Origin of the sequence: Janthinobacterium sp. GMG1, from assembly GCF_034427795.1 — a bacterium.
In the GTDB taxonomy this organism is placed as follows: Bacteria; Pseudomonadota; Gammaproteobacteria; order Burkholderiales; family Burkholderiaceae_D; genus Janthinobacterium.
The window spans coordinates 1-13,675 of sequence record NZ_JAXQNT010000004.1 but is presented as its reverse complement, the minus strand read 5'-3'; the positions used below and the strand labels follow the sequence as shown (position 1 = coordinate 13,675).

General features: G+C 58.8%; 8 protein-coding genes. 1 reads left to right on the top strand and 7 read right to left on the bottom strand.

From position 1 onward, the window contains the following. Positions 1–58 precede the first annotated feature (58 nt). The 7 genes from SJI03_RS11955 to puuE all read right to left on the bottom strand — a co-directional run bounded on the left by SJI03_RS11955 (position 59) and on the right by puuE (position 13,079). A complete protein-coding gene (locus tag SJI03_RS11955; RefSeq protein WP_322427347.1) occupies positions 59–3,475 on the bottom strand; it encodes a TonB-dependent receptor in 3,417 nt (1,138 codons plus the stop codon). A gap of 794 nt (positions 3,476–4,269) precedes the next feature. Then, positions 4,270–5,757 carry an adenosine deaminase gene (locus tag SJI03_RS11950; RefSeq protein WP_322427346.1) on the bottom strand — a complete coding sequence of 496 codons (1,488 nt, stop codon included), beginning with the start codon at positions 5,755–5,757 and terminating at the stop codon, positions 4,270–4,272. Positions 5,758–5,800: 43 nt separating this feature from the next. Beyond that, on the bottom strand, positions 5,801–7,117 hold the full coding sequence (guaD, locus tag SJI03_RS11945; protein WP_099379306.1) for a guanine deaminase: 1,317 nt from the start codon (positions 7,115–7,117) through the stop codon (positions 5,801–5,803). A 9-nt stretch (positions 7,118–7,126) separates the two neighbouring features. Further along, on the bottom strand, positions 7,127–8,194 hold the full coding sequence (xdhC, locus tag SJI03_RS11940; RefSeq protein ID WP_322427345.1) for a xanthine dehydrogenase accessory protein XdhC: 1,068 nt from the start codon (positions 8,192–8,194) through the stop codon (positions 7,127–7,129). A 9-nt stretch (positions 8,195–8,203) separates the two neighbouring features. Then, positions 8,204–10,549 (bottom strand): xanthine dehydrogenase molybdopterin binding subunit, encoded by a 2,346-nt coding sequence (xdhB, locus tag SJI03_RS11935; protein ID WP_322427344.1) that lies wholly within the window; start codon positions 10,547–10,549, stop codon positions 8,204–8,206. A gap of 10 nt (positions 10,550–10,559) precedes the next feature. Further along, positions 10,560–12,026: a xanthine dehydrogenase small subunit gene (gene xdhA, locus SJI03_RS11930; RefSeq protein WP_322427343.1), complete on the bottom strand. Its 1,467-nt coding sequence runs from the start codon at positions 12,024–12,026 to the stop codon at positions 10,560–10,562. Between the two features lie 99 nt (positions 12,027–12,125). Further along, positions 12,126–13,079 (bottom strand): allantoinase PuuE, encoded by a 954-nt coding sequence (gene puuE, locus SJI03_RS11925; RefSeq protein WP_322427342.1) that lies wholly within the window; start codon positions 13,077–13,079, stop codon positions 12,126–12,128. A gap of 121 nt (positions 13,080–13,200) precedes the next feature. Here puuE and uraH point away from each other — a divergent pair, with 121 nt between their 5' ends. Further along, entirely contained in the window at positions 13,201–13,554 is a 354-nt protein-coding gene (gene uraH / locus SJI03_RS11920; protein WP_070303439.1) for a hydroxyisourate hydrolase, read from the top strand. Positions 13,555–13,675 lie beyond the last annotated feature (121 nt).

Below are 13,675 nucleotides of genomic sequence, written 5' to 3'. Positions count from 1 at the left end.
CGGCTGGTGTCGCCACCAGCCGTTTTTTAGTTTGCCAAGCTACGGGGCAAAGACGAGATTAGAACTCGTACTTGATCGTCGCTTGCAGTGCCCATTGCGATTCGCCCTTGGCTTGGCGCGTTTCCAGGCTTTCCACCACAGGACGGGTGTTGTACACATACTTGCCGTTTTCCATACCAACGTAGTCGACGAAGCTGCGCACCTGACCACCAGCCGATTGGAAGGCCACTTCATTGATACGGCCCCATTTACGGTTGATCATGTTACCGACGTTCAGGATGTCGAAGGTGAAGATACCCTTGTTACCTTTAAAGAAGCCTGGCACTTCCTGGCTCAGACGCACGTCGAAGCTGTTGGTCCATGGTGCAAAGCTTTCGTTACGGCCAATCACGCCGCCCTTGGCCTTACGCAGGTCGCCATTCGCGTTGACGACGCTCCAGAACGCCGCTTCGTTGGCGGCACGTGCCGCTGGCGTGGCACCGGCGAACACCACTTCACCCGAACCTGGGGCTTTAGGAATGTACATCAAGTCATTGCCGGCCAGGCCGTCACCGTTCAAGTCATTGTTGATGGTCCAGCTGTATGGCTTGCCGCTACGGCCTTCATAGAACAGACCGAAGGTGGTCTTGTACTCGCCGAAGAAGCGTTTTTGCCAGTTGACGTTCGCCGTGAAGCGGTCCTTGACCATGTAGTTCGAGTTCGACGCGACGTTTTCGTTCGGGTTGAAGACGGCACGGCCGCCCCAGTTCGAGCTCGAGGTCGACGACGTCAGCGGCGACACTTCAGTGGCATCGCTGTAGGTGTACGACGAACCCCACGACAGGCCTTCGCGCAGCGGGCTACGCAGCGACAAGGTCAGCACGTTCGATGCACCCTTGTCGGTGTTCGTGGCCATCAGAACTTGACCAAACGCAGCATTGCTGCCTGCCTTGGTCAAGGCGCTGCAAGATGCACCGCCAATCAAGCTGCCCGAAGCGTTCCAGCACGACGCTTTGTACGCGTTCGCGCCATAGTACAGCGGACGGCCGTCGCTACCGGTTGCCGTTGGCGCACCCAGGTTCAGCTCCTGGTAGTAGATCGAGTTCTTGGTTTGCAGACGCAGGTACTCAGCACCTACGATCAGCCCCATCCATGGCAATTCATGTTCAAATGCCAGATTGGCTTTCCACACCGAAGGTTGCGCCAGATCGGAACTCAGCAAGTCTACTTTCATTGCAGGGATCACCGGACCCAGATTGGTAGGCTGCTTGGTTGGATCAGGATTGAAGAAGCCAGGCGTATCCAGGCAGGTACCAGCCGAAGACGAGCAGGTGTAGTTTTGCGTGGCCATGCCGGTGTTCTGGTATGGATTGCCCAGCCAGACACTGGCTGCCGCGCCCTGGAACAAGCCGAAGCCGCCGCGCACTTGCGTCGGACGTGCCGAGTCAAACTTGTAATTGAAGCCGACGCGCGGCTGATACAGATTTTCACCGTCGATGGTACGCGTATTATCCACACCGAAACCGCCGGTTTGACGACCGAACTGGCTGGTACGTGCGACCGTTGGCAGCGCCGCGGTCGGATTGTAGATGGGCTTTTCGCCGATACGGGTACCGTCAATGCGCAAGCCGGCGCTAATGGTCAGCTGCTTGCTGACGTCCCAGGTATCTTGCACGAACAGGCCGATGTTTTTCAGCGAGAACGTTGCAGTGGCGTCAGCCAACGTGCGGCCAGGCTGCGGAACCTGATAGCTATACGAGCTTGGTCGGCCCAGGCGGAAGTTTTCCAGTACGGCAGCTTGGATCTGCGCTGCGGTCGTGGCCTTGTTGCCGCAATCGATAGTACCGAACGAGTACGTGACCTTGGCGCTGCTGTTGATACAGCCAAAGGTGTAGTTACCGTTAACGTTTTGCAAGAATGCATTATAGACATCGTTCTTGCTGTAATCCGTACCGAACTTGACTTCGTGATCGCCCAGCGCCCAGGTACCGGCAGCGTAGAAATCTTTGGTCTTGGTGCCCAGCACGTTCATCTGACGGCTTTGTTCCGTACCAAAGTTCAGGAAGCGGTTACCGGTCGCCAGGCTGGCTGGCGCACCATCCGGCAGCGCGCCAGAGAACTGCAAACCCATGGCTGGCAGGTAAGCATTATTTTTAGGCACGCTGTCATATTTACGCGACGATACCTTGACTTCGGTCGAGAACGTTGGGGTCCATTCGGCCGTCCATTGGCCAACCAGCGTTTCCAGGTTCTTTTCCTGGTTGTACCAGTAAGAGCTCAGCGACAGGCCCGTCGGCGAGAAGCCGGTGTAGATCGGTTCAGCTTGCTCGGTCTTGGCATAACGCAACATGATGCGTTGGGTATCGGTCAAGTTCCAGTCCAGTTTCAGCAGCTTTTCCTTGGCCGTGAATGCCGAGCCACCAGGAATCGCCAAGCTGCCGATATCCATACCGTACTTGTCCTTGGCGATGGCGATAGCGCCATCGATGGCCGATTGGGTAATCGCGACGTTGGTCTGCGCACTACCGACAGGACCGAAGGCCGGGGCGCCGCGCGAACTCTTGGTTTCTTCGTAGTTGGCAAACAGGAAAAGTTTGTCTTCGATCAGTGGGCCGCCCAGGGTGATACCCTTGGTGGTGTCTTTCGATTTTGGCGGGGCGTAGTATTGGCCGGTGGTATCGTTGTAGCGGTCGCCAGCGGTGCTGTCATTGCGGAACACGTAGTAAACGCTGCCCTTGACCTTGTTGGTACCGGATTTGGTCACGGCGTTGATGTTGGCGCCGGTATAGCCTTTTTGCGTCACGTCATAGTTGGCCACGTTCACTTGCACCGACTGGATCGCTTCGATCGAGATCGGTTGCTTGCCAGTGGCGGTACCGGAAGCTTCCAGGCCGAAGGTGTCGTTCACGGCCACGCCGTCAATCGTCATCGAGTTGTAGCGCGAGTTCTGGCCAGCGACGGAAATTTCGCCGCGTTCCTTGTCAGTCTGCGACAGGCGCGGGTCGGCGCGGGCGTAATCTTGCAAGCTGCGCGAGATCGATGCCTGGGTTGCCAGTTCGGTCGGGCTGATATTGGTGCCGGCGCCCATGTTGTTGCGGTTAAAAACCTGGTTGCGGATGGCGTTCGTGCTGACATTCACCACTTGCATCTGCGCGCCCAGAGTCGCATCGACGCTGGCCGTTTCCGCCAGCTGGATGAAGACGCCTTCGCGTTTTTCCACTTCGCCATTCTTGGTGATGGTGATCGTGTAAGGACCGCCTGCGCGCAAGCCACGTGCAACATAGCGGCCTTCGGCATCGGTGGTTACATTGCTGACCGAGCCAGATTCAACGTGAACGATATTGACCTGTGCGCCAGCTGCAGGCTTGCCGTCATTGGACGAAATACGTCCGCTGATGGCCGAGGTCGTGTTCTGTGCGATCGATGGTATCGTCGCCAGTGCAATAGACAGACTGAACGCGATTTGCGTTAGCCGAAGCCGTTTGTGATTGATCATCTTTAACCCCAGAAAAGACTATTATTTTTTGAAAATCCTGGATTGCCCCACCATCCGGCTGCGCCGCACAGCAACACAAACACAAGATCTCCTCTTTACGATGCTGCAACTGTTACGCCGGCTGGACTGGCTGCGGTCCTGACAAGACCATCACAAAACGCCGCTCCACACATCACAACCATTCATATTCAGACAATAACGGCGGAAAAAACTGCGACCGATCCGTACGACCCAGGGCGCTAGCACCTGTGTCATTCACCCGACATGCTTACCCGGCTAACATGGCAAGCCGCGAGTGTAATTGTTAAATATTTCAAGACTGTGACACGGCGGCAAAATGCAGAGGAATGTCGTCATTTAGTTGCGCGACTATTTGTTTCACTCTGCATCTCACCTGTATTTACTGCAAATACCCATCTTCATACGCTATCAGCCATACGAATTGTGACTTTTTAATATCACACTCATCCCACTATGCATCATCAAAAAATGGATGACAAATACGTTTTTTTTTACATATTTATATATTTTAAGTATAAATAGCATGGGGTAACTAGCTGGATTGATATCGTGCTGACAGCGTCCGGGCTTATGGCGCGAGATTATAAATGAGCAATATGTACTTGAAATTGATTCATCCAGGAAATTAGATAAAGTCGTGCATCTGCCGTCATTTGTGTCGCATGGCCGCCACAAAATTAACAAAAGAACATTGATGTGAGTTGAGGGGACAAATGAAAAACGGCCGGAAGATCCGGCCGCTCAAAGAGTATCAGTTGCTAACGTCGTGCAACTTACGGTTTCATACTCTTGCCTGCCTTGTCGGCGGCGGCAATTTGCGCTTCAAAGCGGGCGAAACGGGTATCGAGCGCCTTCAGCAGACGTTGCTTGTCCGCATCAGCCAGGAAGGAATACCGCAGGCTGTTGTACGACAGTTTTTTGATTTCCGCATAATCTGTCTTGTACTGGCTGGCAAACAGCACGTATTCATTCGACAAGGTATTGCGCGAGACGCCCGCGTCATCGGTGGAAATCACGAACGGCACGCCATACTTGCGGTACAGGGTGATCGGATGGGCCTGGCCCTTGATGCCGAGAATGTAATCGTTGCTGGTCAGGTTCACTTCCACGGGAATATTACGTTCGCGCATCTTCTGCATGGTCGCCAGCGCATTGTGCTCGTACGCGATATCCATGCCGTGGCCGATACGGTCGGCGCCCGCCACATCGACGGCTTCGGCGATATGGAACGCCATGCCTTCCGGCGGCACCATGCCCAGCGCCAGCTCGCCGGCGTGCAGGGCGATCTTGACGTTCGGGTATTTTGCCTTGAGGAACTTGAACATTTCCATGTGCAGGCTGTAATCGCGCATCGACACATTCACGCTTTCCTGGCCCACGATGTTCACGCCCACCAGCAGCGGATTCAGGCTGGCCGCCTTGAACGCGGCCACCATGGACGAGAACACTTGCGATGGCGACAGGAATCGCAGCACGTACGCCTGGTAGCGCATGGTGAAGTTCGCATCGTCGATGCCGGCGCTGCTGGCGTTGACGTTGTCGTTGTAGGCGGTGATGCTTTTCTGGAAGCTGGCATCCTGCTCGAGGCTCTGCGTCCAGTTGGCCAGCACGGCTTGCAACGCTGCCGGCGGCAAGCCCGGCGTCAGCACCTGCTGGTCGAACTGCGTGTTTTGCACGAATGGCGACAGCTCGAAAATCGTCTCGATGTAGCTGAGGTTTTCCGCGATGGCGCGCTGCTTCAGGGTTTTCAAGCCGTCAGCCGTGTTGCTCGACGCCACGGGGCCGAAGTAGCCGAAGGTGTCAAAAAAAGTGCGGTCCGGCGGCGTCTGGATGGCGCCATGGTTATAGAAATCCTTGGTCGACCAGCGCTGCAGCAATTCCGCATACAGGCCCGCATCGGCAAACACTTCCGTAGACGACAGGCATCCACGCTGCGCGGCCGGCTTGACGCGCTCGGCCGCCACGACGTCCTTGTTGCTTTCGATGCGGTACGTCGTCTTGTTGACGCAATAGTTTTCCTTGTCGACCCAGTCGAGGAATTGCTCGGCGTAAATGGCGCCCGAGTAATGATGATGCAGATCACCGCCCTTGGGCATCATGGAGAAGAACAGGCTCAACTCGGCTGTCTTCGGCTGCGCACCGGCAACCAGGGCGGCAAAGTGGCGCGCGGTGGCCGCTTCATTGGAAGACGGGGCGGCCTGCGCCGTTCCAGTCAATGCCAGCGCGGCGCCAAGCGCCAGGCCAGTGAGTTTCTTGTGCATTCGCATTCTCGCTCAGGATAATTCGTGTTGAACAACGGGTAGATCAGCCCTGCCCCCGCACATGCACGCATTGCCCGCCTGAATAGGTGGCGGCCACGGCGCGGTCGTCACCTAGCAGCGCAAAGGCAAACAGCAATTCCTCCAGGCTTTGACAGCCGGCCGTGCGGCGCTCGAGCAACGGCGTCGACTGCTTGTCGAGCACGATGAAGTCCGCTTCCGTGCCTGCCGTAAAATTGCCGAGGGTGCCTTCCAGCTGCATGGCCCGTGCGGCGCCCAGGGTCGCCAGGTAAAACATGCGCAAGGCGGGCAGATAGCTGCCTTTCAAGCGTGCTACTTTATAGGCTTCGTTCATGGTTTGCAACATCGAGAACGAGGTGCCGCCGCCCACATCGGTCGCCAGCGACAGCAGCACTTTCGCCGCATCGGCCCGCTCGAAATCGAACAGCCCGCTACCGAGGAAGAGGTTTGACGTAGGACAAATGGCGGCCGCCGAAGACGTTTCCGCCATACGTGCGCGGTCGCGCTCGTCGAGCCAGATGCAGTGGCCAAACATGGCGCGCGGGCGCAGCATGCCGTACTGGTCATACACATCGAGGTAACTGCGCGACTGCGGATGCAGTTCGCGCACCCAGCGGCATTCATCCTCGTTTTCCGATACATGCGTCTGCAAATAGGTATCCGGGTAGGCGCGCGCCAGCTCGCCCGCCAGGTGCATCTGTTCATTCGTCGATGTCGGCACGAAACGAGGCGTGATCGCGTACAGCGAGCGGCCGTGCTTGTGCCAGCGCTGGATCAGCTCCTCGCTTTCGCGCGCGCCGGACTCGGCTGTATCGCGTAGGAACTCTGGGCAATTGCGGTCCATCATGACCTTACCCGCCACCATGCGCAAGCCGCGCGCCTCGCTGGCGCTGAAGAAGGCATCGACCGATTGCGGATGCACGCTGCCATACACCATGGCCGTGGTGGTGCCGCAGCGTAGCAGTTCATCGAGGAAAAACTCGGCCACGTTGCGCGCATGCTCGGGATTCTCAAACGCGCGCTCGGTGGGGAATGTGTACGTTTCCAGCCACGGCAGCAGGCCCGGCGCGGGCGAAGCGATCATTTCCGTCTGCGGGAAATGCAGATGCGTATCGATGAAACCGGGTACGATCAGCTTGCCCCGGTAATCGACGATCTGCGTGCCGGGCGGCAAAGTCGGCTGCAGTTGCGCATAATCGCCGGCTGCCACGACCTTGCCATCGGCCACGATCAGCAAGCCATCGGCATGCCAGGCGTGCGCGTCCTCGCTAAAGGCGGGATCGGCGTGGAAGTGCAGCAAGCTGGCTCGGTAAGCTTGCAATGTGGCAGGAACAATCGGCATGACTTCTTTCTATAACGGGTGAATGGCGGCGCGTGCTGGGCGCCGCAGTGGCGCGCTGGCAGAGGCCAGCCGCAGCGGTGCGGCCAGGGCGGCGGCAGCCGCTTCCTCCCATACCATCAGTAATTGACAGGCAACGGACGCGGCGATCACGGCCGGCGCCTTGTTGCGGATGCCAGGCATGCCGATCGGGCACACCATGGCGGCAATGCGCTCGTCCGGCACGCCGCGCGCCTGCAGGCGGTGCTCGAACTGCTTGCGTTTCGTGTGCGAACCGATCAAGCCGAACCAGCCTGCATCCTCGCGCTCCATGATGGCTTGCGTCAAACGTTGATCCAGCGCATGGCTATGCGTCATGACAAGAAAACTGCCGCCCGACGGCGCCATGGCGACAAATTCCTCGGGCGTATCGGTGGCGGCGATGCGCACATTATCGGGTAGTTGCGCAGGAAACATGTCTTCGCGCTCATCGACCCAGGTGATATTGCAGGGCAAGTGGGCCAGCGCGCGCACGATGGCGGCGCCCACATGACCGGCGCCAAACAAGGTCAGGTGCGCGCGCGGCGCCAGGCAAGGGTCAACCAGCCAGCGCCGGCCCTTGCCATCCTGAGCGACATGAGTACTACGTTCGCGTGAAAACGTGTCGGGCGCCTGGGCTGGCATGCCGGCGATCAACGTGCCCGCCGCATCGAACAGCGCCGACGCGGCGTCGCCGTCGAGTGCCGTGACTTTCCAGCTATCGTGCTGGCGGCGTTCGCGCAAGGCGGCCAGCAATGCATTCAGACTGGCATCGATATACTCGAACGCCAGGTGGACGACGCCACCGCAGCATTGCCCCAGGCTGGGGCCCAGCGCAAAACGTTCGAGCCGCGCATGCGTGTCTCGTGTCGCCAGCATGGTCTTGGCGATTTCCACGGCGCGCAATTCCAGGTGGCCGCCACCGATGGTATCCACCTGGCCTTCGAGGGTGACGCGCATCTTCGCCCCTGCCTCGCGCGGTCCGGAACCTTCCACCAGGGCCACCGTCACCAGTACGGATGCCTGCGTGTCATTCTCGATTGCTGTCAGCCAGTCGCTCATCCTCTGCTCCTATGCGCTAGCGCAAACCGCTTGCACGGCCATGACCGCCTTGAGGATTTCCTCGCTGGTGGCGGGCGCGTTCAGCGGTGGCTGCACGGCATGATGGCCGACGCTGGAAATGGCGTCGCGGATGGCAAAGAACACGGAAAACGGCAGCAGCAATGGTGGCTCGCCCACGGCTTTCGAACGATGGATGCTGTCTTCCACGTTGCGGTTCTGGAACAGTTTCACACGAAAATCTTCTGGGCAGTCGGAAATGCCGGGAATTTTATACGTCGATGGCGCGTGCGTCATCAGCTTGCCCGCCGCATTCCACCACAGCTGCTCCGTCGTCAGCCAACCCATGCCCTGGATAAATGCGCCTTCCACTTGACCCAGATCAATCGCGGGATTGAGCGACTGGCCCGCATCGTACAAGGCATCGGCGCGCAGCAATTTCCATTCACCGGTCAGGGTATCGACCACCACTTCGGCCACGGCCGCGCCATACGCGTAATACGAAAACGGATGACCCGTCATCGTCTTCGCATCCCACGACAAGCCGGGCGTGGCATAAAAACCGTCCGACCACAGTTGCACACGAGCCAGATACGCCTTCTGCACCAGTTCGGCAAACGCAACGACGTGACCCTTCACGTGGAGATGGTTATCGAAGAAGCGCACGCAAGCTGCCTCGCCGCCATACAGTTTGACCGCGTAATCAGCCAGGCGTTCACGGATCTGGCGCGCCGCATCCTGCGCCGCCTTGCCGTTCAGGTCGGCACCGGTGGAGGCCGCCGTGGCCGACGTGTTCGCCACCTTGCTGGTGTCGGTGGCCGTGGCCCGCACGCGATCCAGGTCCAGCCCCAGCTCGTGCGCCACCACCTGCATGACCTTGGTATTGATGCCCTGCCCCATTTCCGTGCCGCCATGGTTGACCAGTACGGAGCCATCCACATACACGTGCACGAGCGCGCCCGCCTGGTTCAGATGCGTGACGTTGAAGGCGATGCCGAATTTCAAGGGCGTGAATGCCAGACCCTTCTTCAACACGGGACTGGCCTCGTTGAAGGCGTCGATGGCGCGGCGGCGCGCGCGGTAATCGCTGCTCTCTTCCAGTTCAGCAACTAGCTCATGAATGACGTTGTCGACGATGGTCTGCCCGTACGGCGTGACGTTACGCCCTTCCGCATCGTTGCGCCCATAGAAATTGAGCAGGCGGATATCGAGCGCATCGCGTTGCAAGTGGCGGGCGATTTCATCGATCACGTACTCGATGGCAATGGCGCCTTGCGGCCCGCCAAAGCCGCGGAAAGCCGTGTTCGACTGGGTATTCGTCTTGCCGCAGGCGGCGCGGATATCCACGTCCGACAGGTAATACGTGTTGTCGAAGTGGCAGACGGCGCGCGTGGCGACCGGGCCGGACAGGTCGGCCGAGTAGCCGGCGCGCGTGGTCATGTCTACCTTGGCGGCAAGTATCCGGCCCTCGTCGTCGTAGCCCACCTCGTATTCATAGTAGAAACAGTGGCGCTTGCCCGTCACCAGCATGTCGTCGTCGCGGTCGGCACGCAATTTCACGGGACGCTTCAATTTGGCCGCCGCAATCGACGCCGCCGCCGCCCACAGGGCAGACTGCGATTCCTTGCCGCCGAAACCGCCGCCCATGCGTCGGCATTCCACGGTGATGTTATGCGAATGCACACCCAGCGCATGCGCCACCACGTGCTGCATCTCGCTCGGATGCTGGGTCGAGCACAGTACCAGCATGCCCTGCGCTTCCTTCGGGATGGCGTAGGAAATCTGTCCTTCCAGATAAAACTGTTCCTGTCCGCCCACATACAACTGGCCCTTGACCACATGCGGCGCACCCTCGAACGCGGCCTGGTAGTTGCCGCGCGTCAGTTGCATCGGCGGCAGCACGTACGATTGTGCGGCCTTGGCCGCTTGCGGTGTCATGATCGCGGGCAATTCCTCGTACGACACCTGTGCCAGGCGGGCGGCGCGGCGCGCATGGTCGTGCGTATCGGCTACCACGATGAAGATGGGCTGGCCCACGTATTGCACCAGATCAAAAGCCAGGATGGGATCGTCGTGGATAATGGGACCGCAATCATTGGTGCCGGGAATGTCCTGCGCCGTGTAGACGGCGACAACCCCTTGCGCACTGCGCACGGCCGACAAATCCATGGCCGTGATGCGCGCGTGGGGCTTTTGCGACAGGCCCAGGGCCGCATGCAAGGTACCCTGTAATTCGGCGATATCGTCCGTATACGTCGCTTGCCCCAGCACATGCAATTGCGCCGACTCATGCGGGCTGGGCTTGCCCACGGCGGCCCAGGCGGCCGCTTGCAATTCGGGCGTGGCAGGATGGTTCATGCTGGTCCTTTCAGGCGCGGCAAGCGTAGGCGTTGACGGCAGTGCGCTGCAAAGGCGCACCAGGGCGTGTTTCCAGCCAGAAGCGGCGCAACAGGTTTTGCGCCGTCGTCATGCGGTAAGTATTCGACGCGCGCATGTCGGATAGCGGTGCATAATCGTCAGCCAGCAAGCGCATGGCGATGAGCAGATTGTCTTCCGTCCACGCCTGTCCTAGCAAAAACGCTTCCGCTTGCGCGGCCCGTTGCGGCGTGGCGGCCATGCCGCCAAAGGCGATGCGCGCATCGATAATGCGCTCGCCGTCGAGCTGGAAGGCAAACGCGGCGCATACGGCCGAAATATCCTGGTCGAAGCGCTTGGCCAGTTTATACGTGCGAAATTGCACGTCGGCACGCGGTAAGGGCACGTGCACGGCTTCGACAAATTCGCCAGGCTGCAAATCTTTCTTTTGGTAAGCCAGATAGAAGTTTTCCAGCGGCATGATCCGCTGGCCGCCTGGACCGCGCAGCACAATCTCGCTGCCCAGCGCAATCAGCCACGGCATCGAGTCGCCGATGGGCGAACCATTGGCCACATTGCCACCCAGGGTGCCGGCGTTGCGAATTGGCAAGGAGGCAAAGCGCTGCCACAGTTCCGACAATTCTTCCGAGTAATGTCCGCACAGCGCCGCATAGGCGTCGTTCAGGCTGGCGCCGGCACCAATCTGCAGCTTGCCATCAACGATGGCGATGGTTTTCAGGGCCGTCACGTTACCAAGATAAATAATGTCGCCCAGGTCGCGCAGTTGCTTGGTCACCCACAAGCCCACATCGGTGGAGCCTGCCAGCAGACACGCTTGCGGCTTTTCCACGCGCAACGCCACCAGTTCGGCGATGCTGCGCGGCGCGTGGAAGTACTGGCCGCCATGTTCATACGTGGTCAAGCTAGTGCGCTGCAACGCCCGCAATTGCTGCGCCAGGGCATCGCGATCAAACGTGACGTGCGGCAATTCACCCATGCGTTTGGCCGCATCGATGATGGGCCGGTAACCGGTGCAACGGCACAGATTGCCCGACAGGGTGTCGTCGATTTCACAGCGCGTGGGAGTCTCGCCGTTTTTTGCCAGATACATGCCCCACAGCGACATGACGAAGCCGGGCGTGCAAAAACCGCACTGGGAACCGTGGCACTCGACCATCGCCTGCTGCACCGGGTGCAAGGCGCCGTCGGGCTGTTGCAAGTCTTCCACAGAAAACAGGGCCTTGCCATCGAGGGTGGGCGTAAGCTGGATGCAGGCGTTGACGGCCTTCATTTCGACCTGGCCATCCACCAGGCTGCCGATGACGACGGTGCAGGCGCCGCAATCGCCTTCGGCGCAGCCTTCCTTGGTACCTGTGCAATGCAAGTCCTCGCGCAGGTGCTGCAACACAGTCTGCGTAGGGGCGGCGTTGCGTACTTCCTGTACGGCACCACGGTAATAAAAGCGGATCGGTTCTGACATGCTGGCCTCGGTATAGTCCCAGTATAGGAGATTAACACCGGCATATGGGACAACTATATGCAAAGACTGATTTTACTTATCATCCAATATCAATACCCTTCAAACAGCATAGGGATGGTTCGCATGCCAGTGCTCGGCGATATCGATGCGGCGCGTGATCCACACTTGCTCATGGCCCTGCACATAGTCGAGGAAGCGCGCCAGTGCGGCCGCACGGCCAGGGCGCCCCACCAGGCGGCAATGCAAGCCCACCGATAGCATCTTGGGCTGATTCAAGCCGTTCGGATCGCCTTCCGCGTACAGCACGTCGAAAGCATCCTTCAGATAGTCGAAAAACTGCGTACCCGAATTAAAGCCTTGCATGGCGGCAAAGCGCATGTCGTTCGTGTCCAGGGTGTAGGGCACGATCAGCTGCGGCTGCACGGCCAGCATGCCGGCGGCATCCGTGTACGCCACTTTTTCCCAGAATGGCAGATCGTCGCCGTAATAATCCGCGTCGTAGCGGAAACCGCCATGCTCGACCACCAGTTTGCGCGTATTCGGAGAATCGCGCCCCGTATACCAGCCTTGCGGGGCGGCACCCGTCAATTCGCGGATGATCTGCACCGCTTCGCGCATGTGTTCGCGTTCCGTTGCTTCATCCATGTTCTGATAGGAAATCCAGCGCAAGCCGTGGCAAGCGATTTCATGCCCCAGTTGCTGGAACGCAGCCACTGCCTCCGGATTGCGTTTCAAGGCCATCGAGACGCCAAACACCGTCAATGGCAAGCGCCGCTCCTCGAACATGCGCAGCAAGCGCCATAATCCGGCACGCGAGCCATATTCATAAATCGACTCCATGCTCAGGTGGCGTGCGGGAAAAGCGGCCGCCCCGATCATTTCCGATAAAAACGTTTCCGAAGCAGGATCGCCATGCAGCACGCTGTTTTCCGCCCCCTCCTCGTAATTAAGGACGAATTGCAGCGCGATGCGGGCCTTGCCCGGCCATTGTGGATGGGGTGGCGTGCGGCCATAGCCGATCAAGTCGCGTGGATAATCTTCGTAATTGTTCATGCGGAGGCGCGCCTATAGGAGGACAATGTTGGCTATATGCCCAATCATATAGCCAGGCGCAGTCACCGGTATATGATTTGCACGATAAGCACATTCACTCACCCTATATACAGGATAGCAAATGGGAAAACTCAGCACGCATGTACTCGATATCGCCCACGGCAGGCCGGGAGCCGGCGTCAAAGTGGCCTTGTTTTCAGTTGCGCCGGAAGGAAAAGTGCTATTGAAGATGGATATGACCAATAGCGATGGCCGCTGCAGCACGCCATTACTGGAAGGCGAGAGCATGAAGGCGGGCCAGTATGAGCTGGTGTTCAATGCAGGCGACTATTTCGCTGCCCAGGGGGTGGAACTGCCTTCGCCCCGTTTCATCGACCTGGTCACCCTGGCCTTCGGCATTGCGCATACCGATGAGAATTACCACGTGCCGCTGGTGGTGTCGCCATGGTCGTATTCGACTTATCGCGGGAGTTAAGCGACGTTAAGCCAAAAATGCAGCGCACAGCGCTGCTTTTTTACGCCTGTCTGCCTGACAAGACAAACCAGCAGACGAAAAAAAACCCGTCAATTGCTTGACGGGTTTTTCTCTACTGCGA